This window comes from Microcella alkalica (assembly GCF_014595885.1).
GTDB lineage: Bacteria > Actinomycetota > Actinomycetes > Actinomycetales > Microbacteriaceae > Microcella > Microcella alkaliphila_B.
Genome location: NZ_JABUKC010000003.1, coordinates 242,082 through 267,685, shown reverse-complemented (window position 1 = coordinate 267,685; position 25,604 = coordinate 242,082). Strand labels below are relative to the sequence as shown.

The following is a 25,604-nucleotide window of genomic DNA, read 5'->3' as shown; positions in this document are numbered from 1 at the left end:
CACGGCGTGCGGGGCCCTTCCTCGTGTCGCGGCCGTGGCGCCTAGTCGCGCGTGCCGAACAGTCGCTGCAGGCGCTGGACGCCCTCGAGCAGGTCGTCGTCGCCGAGCGCGTAGCTGAAGCGCAGGTAGCCGCTGGGGCCGAACGCCTCACCGGGCACCGCCGCGACCTCGGCCTGCTCGAGAATGAGGTCGGCGAGCTCGAGCGAGGTCGTCGGGGTGATGCCGCCCCACTCGCGGCCGAGCAGCCCGGTCACGTCGGGATAGACGTAGAAGGCGCCGGTCGGCGTGGGCGTCACCATGCCGGGGATCCGGTTGAGCTCGGCGACGGCGAGGCGGCGACGACGGTCGAAGGCCTCGCGCATGGTCGCGACGGCGTCCTGCGGGCCGGTGAGCGCGGCGATCGCGGCGCGCTGCGAGATGTTCGCGACGTTCGACGACAGGTGCGACTGCAGGTTCGCGGCGGCGGCGATGGCATCGTTCGGGCCGACCATCCAGCCCACGCGCCAGCCGGTCATCGCGTAGGTCTTGGCGACGCCGTTGACGAGGATGGTCGTGTCGGCGAGGCCCGGCACGGCCTCGACAATCGACACCGCGCGCTCGCCGTCGTAGGTGAGGGCCTGGTAGATCTCGTCGGTGATGACCCAGATGCCGTGCTCGAGCGCCCACTCGCCGATGGCGCGGGTCTGCTCGGGGCTGTACACCGAGCCGGTCGGGTTCGAGGGGCTGACGAACAGCAGCACCTTGGTGCGCGGGGTGCGCGCGGCCTCGAGCTGGTCGACGGTGACGAGGTAGTGCTGGTCGCTGCCGGCGAAGACCTCGACGGGCACGCCGCCGGCGAGGCGCACGACCTCGGGGTAGGTCGTCCAGTACGGCGCGGGCAGCAGCACCTCGTCGCCGTCACCGACGAGCGTCGCGAAGGCCTGGAAGACGGCCTGCTTGCCGCCGTTGGTGACGATGACCTGGCCGGGGCTGACCTCCAGGCCCGAGTCGCGCAGCGTCTTCTCGGCGACGGCCTCGCGCAGCTCGGGCAGACCAGCGGCGGGCGTGTAGCGGTGGTTCTTCGGGTCGCGGGCGGCGGCGACGGCGGCCTCGACGATGTGCTCGGGCGTCGCGAAGTCGGGCTCACCGGCGGCGTACGAGATGACGGGGCGACCGGCGGCCTTGAGGGCCTTGGCCTTCGCGTCGACCTTGAGGGTCGCGGATTCGCTGATCGCGGCGATGCGGGCGGAGATGCGGGAGGAGTCGGCGGTCACAGTCCGCAGTCTATTGGCGCGCGGATGCCCGGCGGAGGCCGCGCTGGGGGCTCGGCTGGACTCCCCCCAGACCGTCACCTACACTGGTCGAGGTAGTTGAACTCTGCCAAGCTTTGCCGCGCCGTCATTCTGGCGAATCCCCCGGAACCCGACCGTGGCGAGGCATGCCCGAGTTCGGCTATCCGCCGAGGGCGGTGGCTCAAGTGGTAGAGCAGCGGTCTCCAAAACCGCAGGTTGCAGGTTCGAGTCCTGTCCGCCCTGCACATCGATCGGGCTCGGGGCGTCTGAACACTCAGATCGCCCCGAGTTCGGTGATACGGGCCGAATGTGCCCGGCGACAGCTGGAAGGCAGTGTGAACGTGGCAAGAAACGTGGTCGACGAGCCCAACGAGGATGTCGTCGAGAACGCTCGGAAGGAGCGCGCCGAGAAGCGCGGTCCGTTCGGTCGCATCGCGCTGTTCATCCGGCAGGTGCTCAACGAGCTCAGCAAGGTCGTCACCCCGACCCGTCGCGAGCTCATCACCTACACGCTCGTCGTGCTCGTGTTCGTGATCATCATGATGGCGCTCGTCTCGGGCCTCGACCTGGTCTTCGGCTGGGTCGTGTCGTTCGTCTTCGGCGACGGGTCGGCCATCACGGGCGGCTGACGCCCGAGCCGCTCCCCCCAGACCCGCGCACGGCCAGAACTGCCAACGGAAAGAGACCCAGTGACCGACGACCACCGCCGCGACATCGACCTCGCGACCGCCGCCGAGCAGTCCTCCGAGGAGGACGAGGCGCAGGAGGGCAACACCCTCGAGGCCGACGAGCACTCGGCCGACGCCGCCGAGCACTCGGCCATGCACATCGTCGACGAGGATGAGCCCGACCTGACCGACCTGTTCGACGCGCTCGAGACGGCCGCCGACCCGGAGGCCGACGCGATCGTCGACGACGCCCTCGACATCGACTCGGCCGACGAGGCCGAGGCCGCCGCCGAGGCCACGGAGGACGAGGCCGAGGAGGAGGCCTCCGAGGCCGCCGCCGACGAGCCCGCCGAGGTCGACCCCTACGACGAGTTCAAGCGCGAGCTGCGCATGAAGCCCGGCAAGTGGTACGTCGTGCACTCGTACGCCGGCTTCGAGAAGCGCGTGAAGTCGAACATCGAGAACCGCCGCGTCTCGATGAACATGGAGGAGAGCATCCACGAGGTGCAGGTCCCCATGGAGGACGTGGTCGAAATCAAGAACGGCCAGCGCAAGCTCGTCAATCGCGTCCGCATCCCCAGCTACGTGCTCGTGCGCATGGATCTCAACGAGGACAGCTGGTCGGTCGTGCGGCACACGCCCGGCGTCACGGGCTTCGTGGGCAACGCCCACAACCCGACGCCGCTGCGCTTCGACGAGGCCTTCAACATGCTGAAGTCGACCGTGCAGATCGCCGAGGCGCCCGCGAAGGCCGGCGCCGCGAAGGGCGGGGCGACCGCCGCGCGCGTCATCCCCGCCGAGATCGACTTCGAGGTCGGCGAGACGATCACCATCAAGGAGGGCTCGTTCGCGGGCCTGCCCGGCACGATCAGCGAGATCAAGCCCGAGAGCGGCAAGCTCATCGTGCTCGTGTCGCTGTTCGAGCGCGAGACCCCGGTCGAGCTGAGCTTCGACCAGGTGACGAAGCTCTAGACTGCCCCGGGCCCTCGGGCCCCCACCCACCACCGCGGCTCGGATTCGCCGAGTAGGCGGGAGCGCGACGGCCACCCGGTCGCCGCACGATGAGAAGGAAGAAGACATGGCACCGAAGAAGAAGGTCACGGGCCTGATCAAGCTGCAGATCAACGCCGGTGCGGCCAACCCCGCCCCGCCGATCGGTCCCGCGCTCGGTCAGCACGGCGTGAACATCATGGAGTTCTGCAAGGCGTACAACGCCGCGACCGAGTCGCAGCGCGGCAACGTCATCCCGGTGGAGATCACCGTCTACGAGGACCGCTCGTTCACGTTCATCCTCAAGACCCCGCCTGCCGCTGAGCTCATCAAGAAGGCCGCGGGCGTGCCGAAGGGCTCGGCCACGCCGCACACCGTGAAGGTTGCCAAGCTCACCAAGGAGCAGGTGCGTCAGATCGCCGAGCAGAAGCAGGCCGACCTGAACGCGAACGACATCGCCGCCGCCGAGAAGATCATCGCCGGCACCGCCCGTTCCATGGGCATCACGGTCGAGTAGTCGTCCGCCTTCCCCTTCCCACTTCAGCGGGAGAGCCAGCCAGGCTCACGATTCACCGCGAACTCAGCACAGGAGCATCAACATGGCACAGAAGTCCAAGGCCTACCGGGCCGCGGCCGAGAAGATCGAGGCCGGCAAGTACTACACCCCCGCGGAGGCCGTCGCGGTCGCCCGCGAGACGGGTTCGAAGAACTTCAACGCGACCGTCGAGGTGGCCCTGAAGCTCGGCGTCGACCCCCGCAAGGCCGACCAGATGGTGCGCGGCACCGTCAACCTGCCGCACGGCACCGGCAAGACCGCTCGCGTCATCGTGTTCGCGACCGGCCCCGCGGCCGAGGCCGCGATCGCGGCGGGCGCTGACGAGGTCGGCGGCGCCGAGCTCATCGAGAAGGTCGCCGGCGGCTACACCGCCTTCGACTCGGCGGTCTCGACCCCCGAGCTCATGGGCCAGGTCGGTCGTCTCGGCAAGGTGCTCGGCCCCCGCGGCCTCATGCCGAACCCCAAGACCGGCACCGTCACCCCGGATGTCGCGAAGGCCGTCACCGACATCAAGGGCGGCAAGATCGAGTTCCGCGTCGACAAGCACGCCAACGTGCACTTCATCATCGGTAAGACCGCGTTCACCGAGGAACAGCTGGGCGAGAACCTGCGCGCCGCGCTCGACGAGGTCATCCGTCTGAAGCCGTCGAGCTCGAAGGGCCGCTACGTGCAGAAGGGCTCGCTCTCGACGACCTTCGGCCCGGGCATCCCGCTCGACGTCAACGCGCTCTAGTCAGCTTCGCTGCGACACGGAAGGCCCCGCTCCGGCGGGGCCTTCCGTGTTCTCGGGGCGCCGCTCCGGCAGGGCCTAGCCCTGCCCGCCGTCAGCGCCGTAGCGTTGCCTGCATGACTCCCGCTCGTCGGCGCGACGCCGCGCTCTCCGTCGCGGGGTCGCTGCTCGTGCTCACCGCGCTCGCGATCATCTGGGGCGCCCGGCTCACGGTGCCGCGCGAGCTGTACGTGAGCGAGCTCGGCGCGACGGGCGAGCCGACGGCCGAGGTCTTCCGCGCCGCGCTGCTGCTGCTCGTCGCGGGCGGCGTGCTCGTCGCCTGGGCGGTGCGCGATCTGCGCGCGCGCACGCCGATCCTGCGCTACGGCACCCCGGCGCTGAGCCTCGCGATGGCGTGCGCGTGCTTCTTCGTCGCGGCGCACGTGCCCTGCACGCAGGGCTGCCCGCTGCCGGTCGGCGAGACGTTCACGATGCAGGACTTCACGCACACCCTCGCCGCCGTCGTCGCGTTCGCGGCGGCGTGCTGGGCGATGCTGCAGGTGGCGTTCGCGCCGGGCCACCGGGCGATCTCGCGCTTGTCGCTGACGATGGCGCTCGCCGTCGGCGTCATCGCGGGCGTGGGCGGGCTGCTGTCGTTGCTGCGCTGGAACGCCGAATTCGGCAGCCGCCTCGAGCTCGTCGCCACGACGGTCGGCATCGGCTGGCTCGTCGTGGTGGGGGTGGTGCGCGCCGTGCGCCTCCTGCGCGACGCGCGCACGGCATCCGTCATCACGGCGCAGTGACGCCTCCAAGGATGCTCATAGGAAGCTCCGCAGACTGGAAGCATGTCGACCGCTGACGAGACCCTCACCGCACCCCGCTTCACGCACCCCGACGGCACGGCGATCCGCGCCCTCGTCGTCGACGACGAGCCCTCGCTCGCCGACCTCGTGTCGATGGCCCTCCGCTACGAGGGCTGGGAGGTGCGCACGGCCCTCACCGGCTCCGACGCCGTCAAGCACGGCCGCGAGTTCGCGCCCGACGTCGTCGTGCTCGACATCATGCTCCCCGACATCGACGGCCTCGAGGTGCTGCGCCGCCTCCGCGCCGACGGCCGCGACGTGCCCGTGCTCTTCCTCACCGCGAAGGACTCGGTCGACGACCGCGTCGTCGGCCTCACCGCCGGCGGCGACGACTACGTCACGAAGCCCTTCAGCCTGGAGGAGCTCGTCGCTCGCCTGCGCGGACTCATCCGTCGCAGCGCGATGGTCGTCAGCGAGCGCCCCGATCCTGAGCTGCGCGTCGGCGACCTCGTGCTCAATGAGGAGAGCTACGAGGTGCGCCGCGGCGACACCGAGATCGAGCTCACCGCGACCGAGTTCGAGCTGCTGCGCTACCTCATGCGCAACCCGCGCCGCGTGCTCAGCAAGGCGCAGATCCTCGACCGGGTCTGGAGCTACGACTTCGGCGGCCGCTCGAGCATCGTCGAGATCTACATCTCGTACCTGCGCAAGAAGATCGACACGCTCGGCCCGGCGATGATCCACACCGTGCGCGGCGTGGGCTACATGATCAAACCGGCCACCTGATGGTGCAGTCGTGGTCGCTGCAGAAGCGGCTCGTGGCGGGCATCCTCGCCCTGCTGGCCCTGGCGACCCTCGCGATCGGCGTGCTGAGCGTCGTCTTCCTGCGTGCGAACCTGGTCGACCAGCTCGATGAGGAGCTGCGCATGACGGCCCAGCGGGTCGAGAACTCGCTCGGCCCCGGCGGCGGCCGCGGGCCCGGGCTCGGCTTCGACGGCCCCGGCATCCCGGTCGACTCGCTCGTCGGCATCGTGCAGGCCGACGGCTCGGTCGCCGCGGCCTACCTCGACAGCGAGGCGGATGTCCGCGAGCTGTCGAGCGCGCAGCGTCGCGTGCTCGCGCAGCTGCCCCTCGACTCGCCGCGCACGGTGCGCATCTCGGGAGGCGTGGGCGAGTTCCGCGTCCTCGCCGAGCGCGTCGACGACGACACGGCGCTCGTCGTCGGGCTCTCGACGCGCGAGGTGCAGACGACCATCGCCCGTCTCGGCGCCGTCATCACCGCGGTGCTCATCGGCATCCTCATCGTCGCCGGCGTGCTCGGCCGCGAGGTCGCGCGCGTCGCGCTGCGCCCGCTCACCCGCATCCGCGAGAGCGCGACGACGGTCACGCAGCTGCCGCTCGACCGCGGCACCGTCGCCCTCGCCGACCGGCTGCCGAAGCTCGACACCGACCCCGGCACCGAGGTCGGCCAGCTCGGCTCGGCGTTCACGCGCATGCTCGAGCACGTGCAGGCCGCGTTCGACGCGCGCCAGGCGAGCGAGGAGAAGGTGCGGCGGTTCGTCGCCGACGCGAGCCACGAGCTGCGCACGCCGCTCGCCGCGATCCGCGGCTACAGCGAGCTCACGCGCCGCAGCGGCCACGAGTTGCCCGACGACATCCGGCACGCGCTCAGCCGCATCGAGTCGGAGTCGGTGCGCATGTCGGCCCTCGTCGACGACCTGCTGCTGCTCGCCCGACTCGACGAGGGCCGCGAGCTGCGGAAGGATCCGGTCGACCTCGGTCGCGTGCTCGTCGACGCGGTCGCGGATGCTCGAGCCACGTCGTCCGCCCACGAGTGGGTCGTGCGCGTGCCCGAGACACCCGTCGTCGTCGAGGGCGACGAGCATCGACTGCACCAGGTCGTCGCGAACCTGCTCGCGAACGCGCGCATCCACACGCCCGACGGCACCCGGGTCACGGCGGCTCTCGGATCCCTCGAGGGGCGCGCGATCGTCACCATCACCGACACCGGCCCGGGCATCCCCGACGACATCAAGCCGGTGCTGTTCGAGCGCTTCGCCCGCGCCGACACCTCGCGCTCGCGCGCCACCGGCTCGACGGGCCTCGGCCTCGCGATCGTCGCGGGCGTCGTCGCCGCGCACCGCGGGCGCGTGACGGTGTCGTCGCGGCCGGGCGAGACAGTGTTCACGATCAGCCTGCCCCTCGTCGCGGCCGCTCCCCTGGCGCCGGAGCGCCCCCAGGAGCCGCCCCGCGACGCGACCTAGGCTGGCGGCATGCGCATCGCCGTCACGGGTTCCTCCGGCAAGCTCGGCTCGGCCGTCGTCGACCATCTCCGCGAGGCCGGGCACGACGTCGTCGGCCTCGACGCGGTCGGGCGCCGCGGCACCGACTTCGTGGAGATCGACCTCACCGACTACGGGCAGGTCGCCGACGCGCTGTCGGGGGTCGAGGAGCGCTTCGACGGCCTCGACGCGGTGGTGCACCTGGGCGCGACGCCGGCACCGGGCATCCGGCCCGACACGGCGCTCATCCAGGACAACCTCGCGATGACGATCAACGTCGTGCAGGCAGCCCGCCGCGCGCGCGTGCCGCGCGTCGTGCACGCCTCGAGCGAGACCCTGCTCGGGCTGCCGCTCACCGAGGCGCCGCCGTACGCGCCCATCGACGAGGCCGCCGAGACCCGGCCCAACTTCATGTACGCCGTCGGCAAGCATCTCGAGGAGGAGCTGGCGCGCAAGATCATGCGACTCGACCCCGCCCTTACGATCACCGGCCTGCGGTTCAGCAACGTCATGGCCGTCGACGACTACGCCGAATTCGACAGCTGGCAGCACGACGCGAGCGTGCGGCGCTGGAACCTCTGGGGCTACATCGACCGGCGCGACGGCGCGCACGCGGTCGAGCGGGCGCTGCTGACCGAGCGCTCGACGTACGAGACCTACATCATCGCCGCGGCCGACACCGTCATGCGCCGCGACAGCGCCGAGCTGCTCGCCGAGCAGTTCCCGGGCGTCGAGCTCGCGCGACCGGTCACGGGGCGCGAGACGCTGCTGTCGATCGAGAAGGCCCGCGCCGAGCTCGGCTACGCGCCGCGGCACTCGTGGCTCGACGAGGTCTGACCGGGCATCCGCTCGCGATCGGGGCGGATGCCCCGCCCGATTTGGCGGCACGGGCGCGCGTGCCGTAGCCTGGCCTCTGCCAAAGACCGCCGGTCATCGGCGCGCCCGCCCGCAGTCACTGCGAGCAGGAGCTCCGATCGAAGGCTCGCCGCTCCCGCGAGGGGGTGACGACGGCCCGCGCAGGTGACACAGAAACGAACCGCCCCGCTCGTCTGATCGGGCAGGGCGAAGAGGCTCCGTGCGCTTGCGCCGGAGCTTTCGTCGTTGTGAGCCCGGTACGCCGGTGGGTCTGCGGAGAACACCCACGACAACCAGAGGAGCACCATGGCGAACAAGGAAGCAACGGTCGCCGAGCTCGCGGAGCAGTTCCGCAGCTCGACCGCCGTCCTGCTGACCGAGTACCGCGGTCTCACGGTGGCGCAGCTGAAGACGCTGCGCAAGACCATCGCTGCAGACGCGTCGTACGCCGTGGTGAAGAACACGCTGACCAAGATCGCGGCCAAGGAGGCTGGCATCGACTCGCTCGATGACATGCTCGCCGGCCCTTCCGCGATCGCGTTCGTGACCGGTGACCCCGTCACCGTCGCGAAGGCTCTGCGCGACTTCGCCAAGGCCAACCCGGCCCTCGTGGTGAAGGGCGGCTACTTCGACGGAAAGCCGCTCGACGCCTCCGAGGTCACCAAGCTCGCCGAGCTCGAGAGCCGAGAGGTGGTGCTGGCGAAGCTCGCCGGTGCCGTCAAGGCCTCGCTGTTCGGTGCTGCGTACATGTTCAACGCGCCGCTTGCCCAGGCCGCCCGTGCGGTCGACGCGCTGCGTCAGAAGCAGGAGTCCGGCAGCTGATCGCAGCCCGCCGGTCCACGACGAGAAACAACCCCTAAGGAGAAAATCATGGCCAAGCTCACCACTGACGAGCTCATCGAGGCGTTCAAGGAGCTCTCGCTCATCGAGCTCAGCGAGTTCGTGAAGAAGTTCGAGGAGGTCTTCGAGGTCACCGCCGCCGCGCCCGTCGCGGTCGCCGCTGCCCCCGCCGCCGGTGGCGCCGCCGCCGAGGAGGTCGAGGAGAAGGACTCGTTCGACGTCGTTCTCGAGGCCGCCGGCGACAAGAAGATCCAGGTCATCAAGGAGGTCCGCGCGCTCACGAGCCTCGGCCTCGGCGAGGCCAAGGCGCTCGTGGACGGCGCTCCGGCGACGGTCATCGAGGGCGCCAACAAGGAGACCGCCGAGAAGGCGAAGGCGCAGCTCGAGGAGGCTGGCGCCACCGTCACCCTCAAGTAGTCACGGCCCGGCACGCCGGGTCCACGAGGCGTCGCTCCCTTCGGGGGGCGGCGCCTCGTTCGCGTTCACGGTGGTGCGGCGACGCTCGCGGCGACGGTGCGAGACAGCGGTGCGCGGTGCGCGGCGCGCGATTCGCGGTTCGCGGTGAGTGGCGCGCGGTTGGCGGTGCTGGGTGCAGGGTGCGGCTTCGAAGCGCGGCGACGGGTGCTGCGCCGCTCAGGCCTGCGCGACGGGCGCCTCGCGGCGCACCGCGGTGCTCGAGCGCACCGTGAGCGTCGTCGGCAGCACCAGGTGCTCCTTCGGCGGGCCGTCGGCGGTCGCGTCGATCTGCCCGAGCAGCAGCTCGACGGCACGCGCACCCTGGTCGCCGGGGTGCTGCACGAGCGTCGTGAGCCCGAAGGTCTCGGCGAGCGGGTGGCCGTCGATGCCGATGACCGACAGCTCGTTCGGGATCGAGATGCCGAGCTGGCGCGCCGCGACCATGATGCCGATGGCGATCTCGTCGCATCCGGCGAAGATGGCGGTCGGTCGAGTGCGCGGATCGCCGAGCACGGCGAGGCCAGCGGCGTACCCGCCCTGGATCGAGAACTCGGCGTCGCGGAAGTCGTCGTCGACCGTGATGCCCGCTTCGCGGAGGGCGCGCTCGAAGCCGATGTAGCGCTGCGAGTGCACGCGGAAGTCCATCTGCTCGTGCTGGTCGCCGCCGACGTGCATGATGCGGCGGTGGCCGAGGCTGATGAGGTGCTCGGTCGCGAGGCGCGCCGTCTCGACGTCGTCGATCGACAGCGAGGGGATGCCGGGGATGAGCCCGCCGATGCCGACGAGCGGCTTGCCGAGCGCCTGCAGCATGTGCACCTCGTGGGGGCTGAGCGCGATCGCGACCGAGATGACGGCGTCGACGCGCTTGCGCACGAGGAAGTAGTCGAAGACCCGCCGCCGCAGCTCGGCGTCGCTCGAGAGCCGGTAGAGGGTGAGGTCGTAGCCGGCCTGGATGAGCGAGGCCTCGATGCCCTCGAGCACCTCGCCGAAGTACCAGCGGTTGATGTAGGGGATGACCACGCCGACGTTGCGCGTGCGCCCGGTGACGAGACTCGCCGCGGCCGTCGAGACCACGTAGCCGAGCTCGGCGGCGGCCTGCTCGACCTTGCGACGCGTGTCCTCCGAGACGTAGCCGCGGCCGGAGAGCGCACGCGAGGCAGTCGACTTCGACACGCCAGCGATGCGCGCGACATCGGCCAGGATGCTCATGCTCGTCGTCCTCCATCGGACCGGTGCAGCCGAGCCCGGGCCGCGCATCGTCGCGCGGATCTCGCGGTGTTCGGCACCGTCGAAGCGTCAGCATAGCGGCAGGATCGGCGTTGTGGAACCGATGCCATGTGGAATCGGTTCGCGAGCCACGGGCGCCGCCGCGCGCGCCCGGACGTTTCCCGAGTGTTCCGCAACGTTCCGGTAACAGCCGCCCGGAGGCAGGTTGCGGGCGAGAGGATCGTGACATACGGTGCTTCCTGGAACCGGTTCCCGATGTGGCGGATCAACTCGCTCAGCGGGGCGCGTTCCAGCACCTGCATCACCTACCACCCAGTGCGGCGCCCCTCTCCCCGGTGCGTCGCTCCACCCTCAATGAGGAGGAAACACATGAGTTCCACCCTCCGACGCCGGTTCATCGCACCGGCAGCGGCAGTCGGTGCCCTCAGCCTCGTGCTCGCGGGCTGTGCGGCTGACGAGCCCGAGGCCGGCGGCAACGGCGGCAACGCCGACTGCGCGGCGTACGAGCAGTACGGCCAGTTCGAGGGCGAGACGGTCGAGATCTACGCGACGATCGTCGACGTCGAGGCGGACAACCTCGTCACCTCGTGGGCTGACTTCGAGGCCTGCACCGGCATCGAGATCGAGTACAACGGCACGCAGGAGGCCGAGACGCAGATCAACGTGCGTGCTCAGGCCGGCGACGCGCCCGACCTCATGATCATCCCGCAGCCGGGTCTGCTGCAGCGCCTCATCGCCGACGGCTACGTCGTGCCGGCGCCCGACGCCGTCGAGGCGAACGTGGACGAGTTCTGGAGCGAGTCGTGGAAGGGCTACGGCACCGTCGACGGCGAGTTCTACGCTGCGCCCCTCATGGCGAGCGTCAAGGGCTACGTCTGGTACTCGCCCGCCGACTTCGAGGAGAACGGCTACGAGATCCCGGCGACCTACGACGAGCTCATCGCCCTCACGGAGCAGATGACCGAGCGCAACGAGGGCCCGTACCGCCCCTGGTGCGTCGGCTTCGGCTCGGGTGACGCGACCGGCTGGGTGGGCACCGACTGGGTGGAGGACCTCGTCCTCCGCGGCGCGGGCCCCGAGGCCTACGACCAGTGGGTCGCGGGCGAGCTGCCCTTCACGAGCCCCGAGATCCAGGAGGCGTTCGACCAGGTCGGCGAGATCCTGCTCAACCCCGACTTCGTCAACGGCGGCTTCGGCGGTGTCGACTCGATCGTCACCACCACCTTCCAGGACGCGGGTCTCGCGATCCTCGACGGCAACTGCTCGCTGCACCACCAGGCTTCGTTCTACGAGGCGCAGTGGGGCGAGGGTGTCGAGGTCGCTCCGGACGGTGACGTCTGGGCGTTCCTGACCCCGCCGATCAACGAGGGCGACGGCGCGGCCGTCACCGGTGGTGGCGAGTTCGTCGCCGCGTTCAACGACAACGAGGCGACCGGCGCTGTGCAGGCCTACCTCTCGAGCGACACGTGGGCGAACAACCGCATCTCGCTCGGCGGCGTGATCTCGGCGAACAAGGGTCTGGACCCCGCCAACGCGCAGTCCGACCTCGCTCGCCAGTCGATCGAGATCCTCCAGGGCGAAGACACGGTGTTCCGCTTCGACGCCTCCGACCTCATGCCCGCCGCCGTCGGCACCAGCTCGTTCTGGACCGGCATGGTCGACTGGGTCGGTGGAGCCTCCACCGAGGACGTGACGTCGGCGATCGACGCCACCTTCCCGCAGTAACCCGACTGCACCTGCAGTGAACCGGCCCGCCGGACGATTCCTCGTCCGGCGGGCCGCTTCGTCAGGTAGCGTGACGTCAAACCAATGGAGGTTCATCGCATGAGAGGTCTCGCGCCCTTCTGGTCCGATCTCTTCGAGAAGTTCGGGCTCATGCTCCTCGGCCTCGTCGCGTTCGCGGCGATCGTCGGGATCATCCTGTTCGTCGCCGACAAGGCCCCGAAGAAGGGCCGCGACGTCTGGCAGCTGCTGGCGTTCATCGCCCCGGCGCTGCTGCTGCTCGCCGTCGGCCTCATCTACCCGGCGGTCCGCACGGCGATCCTCGCCTTCTTCGATCGCACCGGCGACGAGTTCGTCGGCCTCGACAACTTCGCGTGGATGTTCACCCAGCCCGACATCCTCCGCACCCTCATCAACACGCTCATCTGGGTGGCCCTCGTGCCGACCCTCTCGACGATCATCGGTCTCGCCTACGCGGTCTTCATCGACAAGTCCAAGGGCGAGAAGGTGCTCAAGTCGCTCGTGTTCATGCCGATGGCGATCTCGTTCGTCGGCGCGGGCATCATCTGGCGCTTCATGTACGAGTTCCGCGAGCTGGGCTTCGCCGAGCAGATCGGTCTGCTCAACCAGATCATCGTCTGGTTCGGCGGTGAGCCGCAGCAGTTCCTGGTCGACTCGCCCTGGAACACCTTCTTCCTCATCGTCGTCATGGTCTGGATTCAGACCGGCTTCGCGATGGTGCTGCTCTCGGCGGCGATCAAGGGCGTTCCCGTCGAGATCATCGAGGCCGCGCGCCTCGACGGCGCCAACGCCTGGCAGCAGTTCCGCAACGTGACCCTGCCGGGCATCCGCGGCACCCTCGTGGTCGTCGTCACGACGATCTCGATCGCGACGCTGAAGGTGTTCGACATCGTGCGCTCCATGACCGGGGGCAACTTCGACACCTCGGTCGTGGCCAACGAGATGTACACGCAGGCGTTCAACCGCAACGAGTTCGGCTACGGCTCGGCGCTCGCGCTCGTGCTGTTCCTCATGGTGCTGCCGATCGTCGTCTACAACGTGCGCGTGATGCGGAAGCAGAAGGAGATCCGATGACCGACGTCACCGACAAGGCCGAGGCGAAGCTCGACCGTCCGCTCGGCCAGCGCAACGATCCGCGCGCGGCGAAGCTGTCCAAGGCCTCGAAGGCGAAGCAGAAGCTCACCTCGCCCGGCGCGACGATCGCGGCGATCATCATCGCGGTCGTGTGGACGATCCCGACCTTCGGTCTGCTCGTCAGCTCCGTGCGCACGCCGGAGGAGATCCGCACCAACGGCTGGTGGAACATCTTCGTCAGCCCGAGCTTCACGCTCGAGAACTACGCCGAGGTGCTCACCACGCAGGGCGCGAGCTCGGCGAACCTCGGCTCGTACTTCGTGAACTCGCTCGTGATCGCCATTCCCTCGGCGCTGTTCCCGATCATCCTCGCCACGATGGCCGCGTACGCGTTCGCGTGGATCAAGTTCAAGGGTTCGGGCGCGATCTTCGTGCTGATCTTCGCGTTGCAGATCGTGCCGCTGCAGATGGCGCTGATCCCGCTGCTGCAGATCTTCTCGGGCGTGCTCGGCATCAGCGGCACCTTCCCGGCCGTCTGGATCGCGCACACGATCTTCGGTCTGCCGTTGACGATCTTCCTCATGCACAACTTCATCTCGGAGATCCCGGGCGAGGTCATCGAGGCGGCGCGCGTCGACGGTGCGAACCACACGCAGATCTTCTTCCGCATCATCATCCCGCTGTCGCTGCCGGCGCTCGCCTCGATCGGTATCTTCCAGTTCCTGTGGGTGTGGAACGACCTGCTCGTGGCGCTCGTGTTCTCCGGCGGCACGGCCGACGTTGCGCCACTGACGCAACGACTGGCCGAGCTCGTGGGCAACTTCGGGCGCAACCAGGAACGCCTCCCTGCGGCGGCGTTCATCTCGCTCATCATCCCGCTCATCGTGTTCTTCAGCCTCCAGCGCTACTTCGTGCGCGGCCTCCTGGCCGGCTCGACGAAGGGCTGACGGCCGAACACATCACCGCGCGCCCCCGGGGTTTCGACCCCGGGGGCGTCGCCGTTCGCCGAGGGCGTGGCGGGCGCGGCCGCGCTCCCGGCCCGCTGTCGGCGGCGCCGATCTAGGCTCGCGACGTGAGCATGGGCATGGGTGGCGGCGGTCGCGGCGGTCGCGGTGGCCGGGTGTCGAGCAGCGACGTGGCCGCTCAGCGCGCCGCCAACGCGGAGGCGCCGCGCATCCCCCATCTGCTGCCCCGCATCGCGGAGCTGTTCCAGCCGCACCGCGGCGCGCTCGCCGTCACCATCACCCTCGTGCTCGTGAGCGCCGGCCTCAGCGTGCTGCCGCCGCTGCTGACGCAGCGCGCCTTCGACGAGGGGCTCTTCCCGCCCGGCGGCGAGCCGAACGTGCCCGTGCTGCTGCAGCTCGTCGGCCTGATGCTGCTGCTGTGGGTGATCAGCGCGGGCCTCGGCATCGCGCAGACCTGGCTCACCGCGACGGTCGGCAACGCGGTCATGGCGCGCCTGCGCGTGCGACTGTTCGAGCACCTGCAGCGCATGGAGCTCGCCTTCTTCACCCGCACGAAGACCGGCGTGATCCAGTCGCGGCTGCAGAACGACGTCGGCGGCGTCGCGAGCGTGCTGAGCAACACCGTCTCGAGCGTGATCGGCAACACGGTCACCGTGCTCGCCGCGCTCGTGGCGATGCTGCTGCTGAGCTGGCAGCTGACGCTCGTGGCGGTCATCCTGCTGCCGGCCCTCATCGCGGCGCAGCAGCGCGTCGGTCAGGTGCGCGCGCGCATCGCGACGAAGACGCAGGAGTCGCTGAGCGACATGACCGCGATCACGCAGGAAGCCCTGAGCGTCTCGGGCATCATGCTCGCGAAGAGCTTCTTCCGGCAGCAGGCCGAGGTCGAGCGGTACCGCGCCGAGAACGACACGCAGCGCGGCCTGCAGGTGCAGCTGCAGATGAGCGGCCAATGGTTCTTCGCGATGGTCAACGTCTTCCTCAGCGTGATCCCGGCGGTCATCTACCTCGTCGCGGCCTTCCTGCTGCAGGCGGATGTCGCGGTCACCGCCGGCACGCTCGTCGCGTTCACGACGGTGCAGGCCCGGCTCACCTTCCCGCTGCTCGGCCTCATGCGGGTCGCCCTCGACCTGCAGACCTCCGGAGCCCTGTTCGCGCGCATCTTCGAGTACCTCGACCTCACGCCCGCGATCACCGAGCGCGACGACGCGCGCGACGTCGAGGCGAGCCAGGTGGGGCGCATCCGCTTCGAGCACGTGACCTTCCGGTACCCCGATGCCGGCGACGACCAGCGCCCGACCCTCGACGACGTCAGCTTCGACGTCGAGCCCGGCCAGTTCGTCGCCTTCGTCGGGCCGTCGGGCGCGGGCAAGACGACGATCTCGTACCTGATCCCGCGGCTGCACGAGGCGAGCGGCGGGCGTGTGCTGTTCGCGGGCGACGACGTGCGCGAGCTGCGGCAGGGCAGCCTCATCGAGCACGTCGGCATCGTCAGCCAGGAGACCTACCTCTTCCATGCGACGATCGCCGAGAACCTCCGGTACGCCAAGCCCGGCGCGACGGATGCCGAACTCGAGGCTGCGTGCCGTGCGGCGAGCATCCACGACACGATCGCGGGGTTCCCCGACGGCTACGACACCGTCGTCGGCGAGCGCGGGTATCGGCTGTCGGGCGGCGAGAAGCAGCGCATCGCGATCGCGCGGGTGCTGCTGAAGGATCCGCCGGTGCTCATTCTCGACGAGGCGACGAGCGCGCTCGACTCCGTCTCGGAGCGCGTCGTGCAGCAGGCGCTCGATTCGGCGGCCCGCGGCCGCACGACCGTCGCGATCGCGCACCGGCTGTCGACCGTCGCCGGCGCCGACGTGATCCACGTCATCGACCGCGGGCGCATCGTCGAGAGCGGTCGGCACGACGAGCTGCTCGCGCTCGGCGGGGTCTACGCGCGGCTCGTCGCCGAGCAGTCGACCGACGTCGTGCGCGTGCCCGTCGAACCCCGGCCCGCCGGGTGAGCCGCTACGACCGGGCCTCGAGCAGCTCGGTCATGTAGTCGATCTCCTTCTGCTGCAGCATGACGACGCCGCGGGCGAGCGGCGTCACGAGCTCGTTCTCGGTGCGCGCGAGCACCGCCTCGGCCATCTCGACCCCGCCCCGGTGGTGCTCGATCATGAGCTCGAGCCACAGGCGCTCGGCCTCGAGGCCCTCGGCGTCGCGCAGGGCCTGCATCTGCTCGGGCGTCGCGAGCCCCGGCATCGGCTCGCCCGGGGTGTGCGCCGAGCTGTGCTCGTCGTGTCCGCCGTCGAGTGTGGGCAGCGCCATCCACGCCATCTCGGGCTCGGTCGACGTCTGCGGCACGCCCCACACGGTGAGCCACGCGAACATCTGGCCGGCCTGCTGCGACTGGGCGGTCGCGATGTCGAGGGCGAGCAGACGCAACTCCTCGTCGTCGGTGCGGTCGCGCAGCAGCAGCGACATCTCGACGGCCTGGTTGTGGTGCGTCTGCATGTCGCGCGAGAACCCGGCCTCGGCGCTCTCGGCTCCGGGGGCGGATACGGCGCCCACGGGCGCCGTCACGCGCCCGAGCAGCACGCCGGCGACGAGCGCCACGAGCACGAGCAGCGCCCCGGCGACGATCAGCCGGAAGCGGGCGGGGATGCGCGCGGGTCGAGAATCCATTGCGGGCGATGCGAGGGCCGGGTCAGCGCTCGGCACGACGGCTACGCGATCTTACCCGGCCCGTCGACACCCTGCGTGCACAGCGCGCCGGGCTCCGGCGCCTCGGAGGACAGGCGGTACTTGGTGATGAAGTCGGCAAGTCGCGGGTCATCGACGCCGTCGAGCTTCACCTGTGTGCCCCAGGCGCTCGCGACGACCGGCGCGTCGAGGCCTTCGAACGGCGAGAGGATGATGTAGGTATCCGGCATGGCGTTCCGCAGAGCATCCAGGGCGCCGTCGGTGACCTGCGCGGGATCGTAGGTGACCCACACGGCGCTGTGCTCGAGCGAGTGCACGGCGTTCTCGGCCGGCACCTCCTGCTCGTAGATGCCGCAGTTCAGCCACACAGCGTTGTGCGGGCCGCCCGCGGGCGGGGTCTGGTCGTAGTCGACGGTGCCCTCGACGTGCTGGCCGGCGAGCTGCTCGAAGGTCTCCAGGCCCGCGATGTCGATGTCCTCCGGGTCGACCTGCGGGCGCGCGCTCGTGACGACGATCGACACGACGATCGCGATGACGGCGAGGGCGCCGACGCCCGCGCTGATGATCGCGATGAGGTTGCGCCGCTTCTCCTTCTGCTGCTTGGCCTTGAGGGCGGCGACCTTCTCGGCGCGGCGCGCCTCGCGCTGCTGCTTGACGGTGAGGTTCTCGTTCGACACGGGGGCTCGCTCCGGTTCGCGGGGATGGGGTCTGCGGGCGCGCGCGAACGCGGCCCAGGGCTACCTCCAGTCTCGCAGATCACCTTTCAAGTTCCTGAGCGGGGCGGCGGTCGCACGAGGTCACGCCCCGAGAGGCGGATGCCCGGCGCGAGTAGGCTCGCAGGATGAAGTTCGCCCGCTCCGTCGTCGACCTCATCGGCGACACGCCCCTCGTGCAGCTCACCCGCGTCACGGAGGGCATCTCGGCCACCGTGCTGGCGAAGGTCGAGTACCTGAACCCGGGCGGCTCGTCGAAAGACCGCATCGCGACGCGCATCATCGACGCCGCCGAGCGCGAGGGCCTGCTCAAGCCGGGCGGCACGATCGTCGAGCCGACGAGCGGCAACACCGGCGTCGGCCTCGCGCTCGTCGCCCAGCAGCGCGGCTACCGCTGCGTGTTCGTGCTGCCCGACAAGGTGGGGGAGGACAAGCGCAACGTGCTCACCGCCTACGGCGCCGAGATCGTCGTCACCCCGACCGCCGTCGCCCCGGAGGACCCGGAGTCGTACTACTCGGTCTCCGACCGCCTCGCGCGCGAGATCCCCGGCGCGTTCAAGCCCAACCAGTACGCGAACCCGAACGGCCCGCTCAGCCACTACGAGTCGACCGGCCCCGAGATCTGGCGCGACACCGACGGCCTCGTCACGCACTTCGTCGCCGGCGTCGGCACGGGCGGCACCATCACCGGCACCGGCCGCTACCTGCGCGAGATCAGCGCCGACCGCGCGAGCGGCCGCGTGCAGATCGTCGGTGTCGACCCCGTCGGCAGTGTGTACTCGGGCGGCAGCGGTCAGCCCTACCTCGTCGAGGGCGTCGGTGAGGACTTCTGGCCCGCCGCCTACGACCCGAGCGTCGTCGACCGCATCGTGGCCGTGAGCGACCAGCAGTCGTTCGACATGACCGTGCGCCTCGCGCGCGAGGAGGGCCTGCTCGTCGGCGGCTCGTGCGGCATGGCCGCCGTCGGCGCCCTCGAGGTCGCGCGCGAGCTCGGCCCCGACGACGTCGTCGTCGTGCTGCTGCCGGACGGCGGGCGCGGCTACCTCGGCAAGATCTTCAACGAGCGGTGGATGCGCAGCCACGGCTTCACCGCCGCGCAGGGCTCGCCGACCGTCGCCGACGCCGCGCGCCCCGACCCCGCGGGGCTGCCCCACCTGCTCCGCACGGCGTCGATCGCGGACGCGATCGCCGCCCTCGAGCACCACGACCACGCGCTGCCCGTGCTCTCGTCGGCGCCGCCCGCCGTGCTCGGCGAGGTCGTCGGCACCGTCGACTCGCGCACCCTGCTGCGCGCGCTCGCCGCCGGCGACGTCACGCCCGCGAGCCCCGTCACCGAGGCGATGGGCCCGCGCCTGCCGCTCGTCGGCGCGCACGAGTCGCTCGGCGACGCGCGCGCCCGCTTCGAGGAGCGCGGCGCCGGCGGGCAGCAGCCCGACACGCTGCTCGTGCTCGACGGGGGCAACCCGGTGGGGCTGCTCACGCGGAACGACCTCGTGCGCGCGCTCGCCGGCGGGGCGTGACCGGCCGCAGGCGAGCGCCCGGCCGCGCCGGGCATCCCCCCTCTTCTGCTCGATCGTCGACAAGGACCAGACATGACGCATCACGACGACCACGGCTTCTCGACCCGCGCGATTCACGTCGGGCAGGCGTTCGACCCGACGACGGGCGCCGTCATTCCGCCCGTGCACTTCTCGACGACGTACGCGCAAGACGGCATCGGCGGGCTGCGCGGCGGCTACGAGTACGGTCGCGGCGGCAACCCCACGCGGGATGCCCTGCAGCAGCAGCTCGCCTCGCTCGAGGGCGCCACCCACGCCTTCAGCTTCGCCTCGGGCCTCGCCGCCGAGGATGCCCTGCTGCGCGCCGTGCTGCGCCCCGGCGACCACGTGCTCATGGGCAACGACGTCTACGGCGGCACGCACCGCCTCGTGCGCCGCATCTTCGGCGAGTGGCAGATCGGCCTCACGACGCTCGAGCTCGACGACCTCGAGGCGGTGCGCTCGGCGCTCGCCGTGACCGGCGCTCGCGTGCTGTGGCTCGAGACGCCCTCGAACCCGCTCATGAAGGTCACCGACATCGCGGCGCTCGCCGAGGTCGCGCACGCGGCGGGGGCGCTCGTCGTCGTCGACAACACCTTCGCCACGCCGTATCTTCAGCAGCCGCTCGCACTCGGCGCCGACGTCGTCGTGCACTCGACGACGAAGTACCTCGGTGGGCACTCCGACGTCATCGGCGGCGCGGTCGTCACCTCGGACGCCTCGCTCGCCGAGAAGGTGGGCTTCCAGCAGTTCGCCGCCGGTGCCGTCTCCGGACCGCTCGACGCGTGGCTCACCACGCGCGGCATCAAGACGCTCGCCGTCCGCATGGAGCGCCACTCGGACACGGCTCAGGCGCTCGCCGCGGCGATCGACGGGCACCCTGCCGTCGCCCGCGTCTACTACCCGGGCCTGCCCTCGCACCCCGGCCACGAGCTGGCCGCGCGGCAGATGCGACGCTTCGGCGGGATGCTCTCGCTCGAGCTCGCCGGCGGCGAGGCCGCCGCGCGCGCCTTCGCCGAAGGGCTCGAGCTCTTCACCCTCGCCGAATCGCTCGGCGGCGTGGAGTCGCTCGTCAACTACCCCAGCGAGATGACCCACGCCTCGGTGCGCGGCACGGCGCTCGAGGTGTCGCCGGCCATCATCCGGCTCTCGGTCGGGCTCGAGGACGCGGAGGACCTCCTCGCCGACGTGCGGCAGTCGCTCGCGCGGCTCGGCTGAGCGGCGGCGTCGGCCGCGCGGCGTGCTCGCGGGCGTGCGGACGCGGGCGGGCGTCGGCCGCGCGGCGAGGGCGGGCCGAGGCGCCTCGGCCGGGCATCCGCGTGCATAATGGGCCCAACGATGTGAACGTACACATCACCGGCCCGTCGGAAGGCCCCCGTGTCGAACCCTGAGCAGGCGAGCGAGCCGGAGCGCGTGCGCGCGCCCAACATTCGCGACGTCGCGCGGGTCGCCGGGGTCTCGTATCAGACCGTCTCGCGCGCCCTCAACGACAGCCCCTCGATCAGGCCCGAGACGCTCGCGCGCGTGCAGGCCGCGATCGACGAGCTCGGGTACCGGCCGAACCAGGCCGCGCGGGCGCTCGTCACGAGCCGGTCGCGCACCATCGGCGTGCTCGCGGCGCAGACGGTGCACTACGGGCCGGCCACGAGCATCCAGGCCATCGAGACGGCGGCGCGCGAAGCCGGCTACCGCCTCTCGATCACCAACATCAGCTCGAGCGAGTACGCCTCCATCAAGGCCGGGCTCGACCACCTCATGGCGCAGTCGATCGAAGCGCTCATCGTCATCGCGCCGCAGGTGCGCGTGTTCGAGGCGCTCAAAGACCTGCAGCTGTCGGTGCCGTTCGTCACGCTCGAGGCGACCGGGCTCAACACGGCGCACTCGCTGTGGGTCGATCAGATCCAGGGCGCGCGGCTCGCGACGCGGCACCTCATCGACCTCGGGCACACCGAGATCATGCACCTGTCGGGCCCGCAGGACTGGATCGAGGCGGAGGCGCGCATGCAGGGGTTCCTGCGCGAGCTCGGCGACGCCGACCTGCGCACGCGCGCGCCGATCCTCGGCGACTGGACCGCCCACTTCGGCTACTACGCCGGCCTCGAGCTGCTGCGATACCGCGACTTCACCGCCGTGTTCTGCGGCAACGACCAGATGGCGCTCGGCTTCATGCACGCCTGCCGCGAGTCGGGGCTGCGCGTGCCGGAGGACATCTCCGTCGTCGGCTTCGACGACGTGCCGGAGGCCGCGCACTTCGCGCCGCCCCTCACCACCGTGCGGCAGAACTTCGCCGAGATCGGGCGCCGCACCATCGAGGTGCTGCTCGGCGAGCTGCGCGGCGAGACCGGCCTCAGCCACGAGCCGGTGCAGCCGGAGTTGATCGTGCGCCAGTCGACGGCGCGGCTCGCGTAACGCGCGCCGCGGCCGCGCCCCCGCGCGCCCCCGCGCGCCCCCGCGCGCCCCCGCCGCTCCGCGCCCCGCCCGCCCCCGCCGCTCCGCGCCCGGCCGCGCCCGGCCGCGCCCCACCCGCCCTCTTCGGTAGCCACTACCGAAGACGGCACACACTGCCCTCCGGGGCGCAGTGTGTGCCGCGTTCGGTAGTGAGTGGGCGGGGCGTGAAGGTGTTCGGCCAGTGCGCCGTTGGCCGTGGCGCGCTGCGCTGCCGCGCGCTGCGCTGCCGCGCGCTGCGCTGCCGCGCCGCGCGCGGCGCGGCAGCGCCGCGCGTTCGACACCCTCAGCGACCGCAGTCACTACGGATTGCGACACTCACCGCGCTTCGCTCCGTAGTGAGTGCCGTGATCGGTAGTGACTTCCGGCAGAGGTCCTCCCCATGGGCGGGCGCGGCTCATTCCCTCCCGGAACGGCGGCGCTGGCTCAACGCGGCTGCGGCTCGGAGGGCATCCTCCCCTGATGAGCAACCCCATCACTCCGGCGGTGCGGCATGCGTTCGAGACGTCGATCGTCGCCGCTGAGCATCCGCATCAGAATGCCGTGACCCGCGATCTGCACCGGCGGCGGGCGAACGGCGAGCTCGTCGCACTGTTGCGGGGGATCTCGGTTCCCGCTGCTGCGCTCGCGCCATTGGAGCACTGGGAGGTCGAGCTGCTGCGCGCCTGGGCCGCCTCAGCCCTCGGCCGCGTCCGCCAGCCGCTCTGCCGGCGATCGGCCGCGCGACTGCTGGGCGTGCCCGTGCTCCGCGCGCAGAGCGAGCCGTACGTGCACGCGCTGGCGTGGACGCAGAACGCCGCCCGTCGCACGACTGACGTGCGGTACTGGGCCACCCGAGACGATCAGCTCCACACCGTCGAGGTCGAGGGCGCCCGCCTCACCGACTTGCCCCGCACGCTCGCCGAGTGGGGCGCGTCTGCGACCTTCGCGGAGGCTGTCGCTGCCATCGACTGGGGCATTCGGATGCGTCGGCGCGGTGATAAGGGCCCGGTCACGTCGCTCGACGAGATCCGTGAGGTGGCGGATGCTCTCGGCTTCGTGCGCGGACGGGCTCGACTCGAGCGAGCCCTCGCTTTCGCCGACGGCCGCTCCGAGTCTGCGGGGGAGTCATGGGCGCGCGTGCTCATGCACGAGCTCGGCTTCGAGGCGCCCGAGCTTCAGCTCGAGTACCGCATGCCGGACGGGCGCCGGTTCCGCGCCGACTTCCGGTGGGGCTCGATCTCCCTCGCCTGCGAGTTCGATGGCCACGTGAAGTACCGGGTGGCAGATGCTCGCGCGGGCCGCACCGTCGAGCAGGTCGTGATCGAGGAGAAGGAGCGGGAGGACGCGATCCGGTCGACGGGCGATGGGATGCTCCGGCTCGTGACGGCTGACCTGCGCGATCGGCGGCTCTTCGCGCATCGGCTCGAGGGGGCTGGGGTTCCGCGGCGGCGCAGGCTTCGCTCGCACTACTGATCACGGCACGCACTGCGCATTACGGCGTGTGGTGTGCCGTGATCAGTAGTGCGTGCGTGCGTGCGTGCGGCGGAGGCGGAGGCGGGCTGAGTGCTCGAGCAGCGGCGCGCACGGCGCGAGCAGCCGTTATCGAGTTGTGACCGTTTCGCCTGGGGGCAGGCGTTGACAGATGTGACCGTTTCGCCGTTAGAGTGCAAGCACGCGATGTGAACGGTCACATCAGCACCACACCCGGCGCCGGGCATCCGTCGCCGCAACGACGACGGAGTCATGTGAGCGCCACCACCCCGACCGGCCCGGCCAGCGAGAGCGTCGCCGCAGGCGCGCGCCCGGCCGTCGAGCTCACTCCCGAGCTGCAAGTGGCCGTCGCGCGGGTGCGCGACGAGGTCGCCGCGCTGCACGCCGAGCTCGTGCGCTACGGCCTCGTCGTCTGGACGGGCGGCAACGTCAGCGGCCGCGTGCCGGGCGCCGACCTGTTCGTCATCAAGCCGAGCGGCGTGAGCTACGACGACCTCGACCCGGCGAACATGATCCTCTGCACGCTCGACGGAGAGGTCGTGCCTGACACCCCTGGCAGCGACCGCAGCCCCTCGAGCGACACGGCGGCGCACGCGTACGTCTACCGGCACATGCCCGAGGTCGGCGGCGTCGTGCACACGCACTCGACCTACGCGACGGCGTGGGCGGCGCGCGGCGAGAGCATCCCGTGCGTCATCACGGCGATGGCTGACGAGTTCGGCGGCGAGATCCCCGTCGGGCCGTTCGCGATCATCGGCGACGATTCGATCGGCCGCGGCATCGTCGAGACCCTCAGCGGGCACCGCTCGCGGGCGGTGCTCATGCGCAACCACGGCCCCTTCACGATCGGGCGCGACGCCCGCGATGCGGTCAAGGCCGCCGTGATGCTCGAAGACGTCGCGCGCACCATCCACATCGCGCGGCAACTGGGCGACCCGCTGCCGATCGAGCCCGGGGCGATCGACGCGCTGTTCGACCGCTACCAGAACGTGTACGGCCAGCCGAGCGGAGCATCCCGCTGATGGCCCGCACGCCCACCGGCACGCCCACGCGCACGCCCACCCCACAGACCTCCCGGCGCGCCGGGACGAGGAGCTGACGCTCGAAGCCGAGCGGCAGCGCCGATTGCACCACCACACTCCCCACTCGAAAGGACCCACAGTGAAGAACTCCAAGTTCCTCCTCGGCATCGCCGCCGCGGGTGTCATCTCGCTCGCCCTCACGGGCTGCGCCGGTGACCGCACGGGCGGCTCGACCGGCGGCGGCGGCGGGGACGAGGCCGGCGGCATCGTCGGCGTCGCCATGCCGACGCAGCAGTCGGAGCGCTGGATCGCGGACGGCGACAACGTCAAGTCGCAGCTCGAGGAGCTCGGCTACGAGGTCGACCTCCAGTACGCGAACGACGACATCCCCACGCAGGTCGCGCAGATCGAGAACATGATCTCGAGCGGCGCCGAGGCGCTCATCATCGCCTCGATCGACGGCACGACGCTCACCGACGTGCTGCAGCAGGCGGCCGACGCGGGCATCCCGGTCATCGCCTACGACCGCCTCATCAACGGCAGCCCGAACGTCGACTACTACACGACGTTCGACAACTTCCAGGTGGGCGTGCAGCAGGCGACCTCGCTGCTCATCGGCATGGGCGTCTTCGACGAGAACGGCGAGCGCACGGATGCGGCCGGCCCGTTCAACGTCGAGCTCTTCGCGGGCAGCCCCGACGACAACAACGCCACGTTCTTCTTCAACGGCGCGATGAGCGTCATCCAGCCCCTCATCGACGACGGCACGCTCGTGGTGCCCTCGGGCCAGACCGACTTCGAGCAGGTGGCGATCCTCCGCTGGCTGCCCGAGACGGCGCAGGAGCGCATGGAGAACATCCTCACCATCATCGGTGACACGCAGATCGACGGCGTGCTCTCGCCCTACGACGGCCTTTCGATCGGCATCATCTCGGCCCTCACCTCGGGCGGCTACTCGACCGACGCCCTGCCCGTCATCACGGGTCAGGACGCCGAGGTCGGCTCGGTGAAGTCGATCATCGCGGGCGAGCAGTACTCGACCATCTTCAAGGACACCCGTCTGCTCGCCGAGCAGGCCGTCGCGATGGTGGATGCTCTGCTCCAGGGCGAGGAGCCCGAGGTCAACGACACCGAGACCTACGACAACGGCGAGAAGATCGTGCCGTCGTACCTGCTCGAGTCGACGATCGTCACGGTCGACAACTACGAAGAGGTGCTCATCGGCAGCGGCTACTACACCGCTGAGGACCTCCAGTAGGTTCGCACCAACCCCGGTGCGGGTCCGG

Annotated in this window: 24 protein-coding genes and 1 tRNA gene; 21 read left to right on the top strand and 4 right to left on the bottom strand. The window is 70.7% G+C overall.

Annotated elements, in window-relative coordinates; all coding sequences use genetic code 11:
- Positions 1 to 41: 41 nt before the first annotated feature.
- Positions 42 to 1,253 (bottom strand): pyridoxal phosphate-dependent aminotransferase, encoded by a 1,212-nt coding sequence (locus ID804_RS08985; RefSeq protein ID WP_169079311.1) that lies wholly within the window; start codon positions 1,251 to 1,253, stop codon positions 42 to 44.
- A gap of 188 nt (positions 1,254 to 1,441) precedes the next feature.
- On the opposite strand from ID804_RS08985, the gene ID804_RS08980 reads away from it, so the two are divergent.
- From ID804_RS08980 to rplL, 11 genes are all read left to right on the top strand, one after another.
- Positions 1,442 to 1,514: transfer RNA gene (locus ID804_RS08980), tRNA-Trp, on the top strand.
- A gap of 98 nt (positions 1,515 to 1,612) precedes the next feature.
- The gene (gene secE, locus ID804_RS12355) at positions 1,613 to 1,900 is read left to right on the top strand and encodes a preprotein translocase subunit SecE (RefSeq protein ID WP_169079314.1); all 288 of its coding nucleotides are present in this window, start codon (positions 1,613 to 1,615) and stop codon (positions 1,898 to 1,900) included.
- 60 nt (positions 1,901 to 1,960) lie between these two features.
- Positions 1,961 to 2,911, top strand: a complete 951-nt coding sequence (gene nusG, locus ID804_RS08970; protein ID WP_169079316.1) for a transcription termination/antitermination protein NusG — start codon at positions 1,961 to 1,963, stop codon at positions 2,909 to 2,911.
- A 106-nt stretch (positions 2,912 to 3,017) separates the two neighbouring features.
- Positions 3,018 to 3,446, top strand: coding sequence for a 50S ribosomal protein L11 (rplK, locus tag ID804_RS08965; protein ID WP_169079318.1), 429 nt, complete (start codon positions 3,018 to 3,020; stop codon positions 3,444 to 3,446).
- 82 nt (positions 3,447 to 3,528) lie between these two features.
- Positions 3,529 to 4,218 (top strand): 50S ribosomal protein L1, encoded by a 690-nt coding sequence (rplA, locus tag ID804_RS08960; RefSeq protein WP_169079320.1) that lies wholly within the window; start codon positions 3,529 to 3,531, stop codon positions 4,216 to 4,218.
- 113 nt (positions 4,219 to 4,331) lie between these two features.
- Positions 4,332 to 4,997: a DUF998 domain-containing protein gene (locus ID804_RS08955; RefSeq protein ID WP_169079322.1), complete on the top strand. Its 666-nt coding sequence runs from the start codon at positions 4,332 to 4,334 to the stop codon at positions 4,995 to 4,997.
- Between the two features lie 42 nt (positions 4,998 to 5,039).
- Positions 5,040 to 5,783 (top strand): response regulator transcription factor, encoded by a 744-nt coding sequence (locus tag ID804_RS08950; protein ID WP_169079324.1) that lies wholly within the window; start codon positions 5,040 to 5,042, stop codon positions 5,781 to 5,783.
- The gene (locus tag ID804_RS08945) at positions 5,783 to 7,261 is read left to right on the top strand and encodes a sensor histidine kinase (RefSeq protein ID WP_169079326.1); all 1,479 of its coding nucleotides are present in this window, start codon (positions 5,783 to 5,785) and stop codon (positions 7,259 to 7,261) included. Before ID804_RS08950 ends, ID804_RS08945 begins: the two co-directional genes overlap by 1 nt.
- A 9-nt stretch (positions 7,262 to 7,270) precedes the next feature.
- A complete protein-coding gene (locus tag ID804_RS08940) occupies positions 7,271 to 8,116 on the top strand; it encodes an NAD-dependent epimerase/dehydratase family protein (protein WP_169079328.1) in 846 nt (281 codons plus the stop codon).
- A 324-nt stretch (positions 8,117 to 8,440) separates the two neighbouring features.
- Positions 8,441 to 8,956 (top strand): 50S ribosomal protein L10, encoded by a 516-nt coding sequence (rplJ, locus tag ID804_RS08935; protein ID WP_169079330.1) that lies wholly within the window; start codon positions 8,441 to 8,443, stop codon positions 8,954 to 8,956.
- A gap of 48 nt (positions 8,957 to 9,004) precedes the next feature.
- Positions 9,005 to 9,391 carry a 50S ribosomal protein L7/L12 gene (gene rplL / locus ID804_RS08930; protein ID WP_169079332.1) on the top strand — a complete coding sequence of 129 codons (387 nt, stop codon included), beginning with the start codon at positions 9,005 to 9,007 and terminating at the stop codon, positions 9,389 to 9,391.
- A 216-nt stretch (positions 9,392 to 9,607) separates the two neighbouring features.
- Here rplL and ID804_RS08925 read toward each other — a convergent pair whose 3' ends face one another.
- Positions 9,608 to 10,639, bottom strand: a complete 1,032-nt coding sequence (locus ID804_RS08925; RefSeq protein ID WP_169079334.1) for a LacI family DNA-binding transcriptional regulator — start codon at positions 10,637 to 10,639, stop codon at positions 9,608 to 9,610.
- A 387-nt stretch (positions 10,640 to 11,026) separates the two neighbouring features.
- Here ID804_RS08925 and ID804_RS08920 point away from each other — a divergent pair, with 387 nt between their 5' ends.
- The 4 genes from ID804_RS08920 (at position 11,027) to ID804_RS08905 (ending at position 16,445) form a co-directional block, all read left to right on the top strand.
- Positions 11,027 to 12,382, top strand: a complete 1,356-nt coding sequence (locus ID804_RS08920; protein ID WP_169079336.1) for an ABC transporter substrate-binding protein — start codon at positions 11,027 to 11,029, stop codon at positions 12,380 to 12,382.
- A 99-nt stretch (positions 12,383 to 12,481) separates the two neighbouring features.
- Positions 12,482 to 13,474, top strand: a complete 993-nt coding sequence (locus tag ID804_RS08915; protein ID WP_169079338.1) for a carbohydrate ABC transporter permease — start codon at positions 12,482 to 12,484, stop codon at positions 13,472 to 13,474.
- On the top strand, positions 13,471 to 14,421 hold the full coding sequence (locus ID804_RS08910; protein ID WP_169079340.1) for a carbohydrate ABC transporter permease: 951 nt from the start codon (positions 13,471 to 13,473) through the stop codon (positions 14,419 to 14,421). The genes ID804_RS08915 and ID804_RS08910 overlap by 4 nt, the downstream gene beginning before the upstream one ends.
- Before the next feature lie 131 nt (positions 14,422 to 14,552).
- Positions 14,553 to 16,445, top strand: coding sequence for an ABC transporter ATP-binding protein (locus tag ID804_RS08905; RefSeq protein WP_223159099.1), 1,893 nt, complete (start codon positions 14,553 to 14,555; stop codon positions 16,443 to 16,445).
- A gap of 4 nt (positions 16,446 to 16,449) precedes the next feature.
- On the opposite strand, the gene ID804_RS08900 is transcribed toward ID804_RS08905, so the two are convergent.
- Together ID804_RS08900 and ID804_RS08895 are read right to left on the bottom strand one after the other, a co-directional pair.
- Positions 16,450 to 17,109: a DUF305 domain-containing protein gene (locus tag ID804_RS08900; RefSeq protein ID WP_169079342.1), complete on the bottom strand. Its 660-nt coding sequence runs from the start codon at positions 17,107 to 17,109 to the stop codon at positions 16,450 to 16,452.
- A gap of 41 nt (positions 17,110 to 17,150) precedes the next feature.
- A complete protein-coding gene (locus ID804_RS08895) occupies positions 17,151 to 17,804 on the bottom strand; it encodes a DUF3105 domain-containing protein (RefSeq protein WP_169079344.1) in 654 nt (217 codons plus the stop codon).
- Positions 17,805 to 17,968: 164 nt separating this feature from the next.
- Here ID804_RS08895 and ID804_RS08890 point away from each other — a divergent pair, with 164 nt between their 5' ends.
- The 6 genes from ID804_RS08890 (at position 17,969) to chvE (ending at position 25,576) form a co-directional block, all read left to right on the top strand.
- The gene (locus ID804_RS08890; protein ID WP_169079346.1) at positions 17,969 to 19,360 is read left to right on the top strand and encodes a cystathionine beta-synthase; all 1,392 of its coding nucleotides are present in this window, start codon (positions 17,969 to 17,971) and stop codon (positions 19,358 to 19,360) included.
- A 72-nt stretch (positions 19,361 to 19,432) separates the two neighbouring features.
- On the top strand, positions 19,433 to 20,596 hold the full coding sequence (locus tag ID804_RS08885) for a cystathionine gamma-synthase (RefSeq protein ID WP_169079348.1): 1,164 nt from the start codon (positions 19,433 to 19,435) through the stop codon (positions 20,594 to 20,596).
- A 159-nt stretch (positions 20,597 to 20,755) separates the two neighbouring features.
- Entirely contained in the window at positions 20,756 to 21,787 is a 1,032-nt protein-coding gene (locus ID804_RS08880; RefSeq protein WP_169079350.1) for a LacI family DNA-binding transcriptional regulator, read from the top strand.
- Between the two features lie 498 nt (positions 21,788 to 22,285).
- Positions 22,286 to 23,278, top strand: coding sequence for a hypothetical protein (locus tag ID804_RS08875; RefSeq protein ID WP_169079352.1), 993 nt, complete (start codon positions 22,286 to 22,288; stop codon positions 23,276 to 23,278).
- Positions 23,279 to 23,631: 353 nt separating this feature from the next.
- Positions 23,632 to 24,318 carry an L-ribulose-5-phosphate 4-epimerase gene (locus tag ID804_RS08870; RefSeq protein WP_169079813.1) on the top strand — a complete coding sequence of 229 codons (687 nt, stop codon included), beginning with the start codon at positions 23,632 to 23,634 and terminating at the stop codon, positions 24,316 to 24,318.
- A gap of 139 nt (positions 24,319 to 24,457) precedes the next feature.
- Complete coding sequence (gene chvE, locus ID804_RS08865) at positions 24,458 to 25,576, top strand: multiple monosaccharide ABC transporter substrate-binding protein (protein ID WP_169079354.1); 1,119 nt, start codon at positions 24,458 to 24,460, stop codon at positions 25,574 to 25,576.
- The last annotated feature ends 28 nt before the right edge of the window (positions 25,577 to 25,604 follow it).

Coding starts and splice junctions, on each gene's coding strand:
- ID804_RS08940 (WP_169079328.1), top strand. CDS start 7,271: ATGCGCATCGCCGTCACGGGTTCCTCCGGCAAGCTCGGCTCGGCCGTC.
- rplL (WP_169079332.1), top strand. CDS start 9,005: ATGGCCAAGCTCACCACTGACGAGCTCATCGAGGCGTTCAAGGAGCTC.
- rplJ (WP_169079330.1), top strand. CDS start 8,441: ATGGCGAACAAGGAAGCAACGGTCGCCGAGCTCGCGGAGCAGTTCCGC.
- ID804_RS08910 (WP_169079340.1), top strand. CDS start 13,471: ATGACCGACGTCACCGACAAGGCCGAGGCGAAGCTCGACCGTCCGCTC.
- ID804_RS08905 (WP_223159099.1), top strand. CDS start 14,553: ATGGGCATGGGTGGCGGCGGTCGCGGCGGTCGCGGTGGCCGGGTGTCG.
- ID804_RS08900 (WP_169079342.1), bottom strand. CDS start 17,109: ATGGATTCTCGACCCGCGCGCATCCCCGCCCGCTTCCGGCTGATCGTC.
- ID804_RS08915 (WP_169079338.1), top strand. CDS start 12,482: ATGAGAGGTCTCGCGCCCTTCTGGTCCGATCTCTTCGAGAAGTTCGGG.
- ID804_RS08890 (WP_169079346.1), top strand. CDS start 17,969: ATGAAGTTCGCCCGCTCCGTCGTCGACCTCATCGGCGACACGCCCCTC.
- ID804_RS08950 (WP_169079324.1), top strand. CDS start 5,040: ATGTCGACCGCTGACGAGACCCTCACCGCACCCCGCTTCACGCACCCC.
- ID804_RS08945 (WP_169079326.1), top strand. CDS start 5,783: ATGGTGCAGTCGTGGTCGCTGCAGAAGCGGCTCGTGGCGGGCATCCTC.
- ID804_RS08955 (WP_169079322.1), top strand. CDS start 4,332: ATGACTCCCGCTCGTCGGCGCGACGCCGCGCTCTCCGTCGCGGGGTCG.
- ID804_RS08925 (WP_169079334.1), bottom strand. CDS start 10,639: ATGAGCATCCTGGCCGATGTCGCGCGCATCGCTGGCGTGTCGAAGTCG.
- rplA (WP_169079320.1), top strand. CDS start 3,529: ATGGCACAGAAGTCCAAGGCCTACCGGGCCGCGGCCGAGAAGATCGAG.
- ID804_RS08875 (WP_169079352.1), top strand. CDS start 22,286: ATGAGCAACCCCATCACTCCGGCGGTGCGGCATGCGTTCGAGACGTCG.
- ID804_RS08885 (WP_169079348.1), top strand. CDS start 19,433: ATGACGCATCACGACGACCACGGCTTCTCGACCCGCGCGATTCACGTC.
- rplK (WP_169079318.1), top strand. CDS start 3,018: ATGGCACCGAAGAAGAAGGTCACGGGCCTGATCAAGCTGCAGATCAAC.
- ID804_RS08920 (WP_169079336.1), top strand. CDS start 11,027: ATGAGTTCCACCCTCCGACGCCGGTTCATCGCACCGGCAGCGGCAGTC.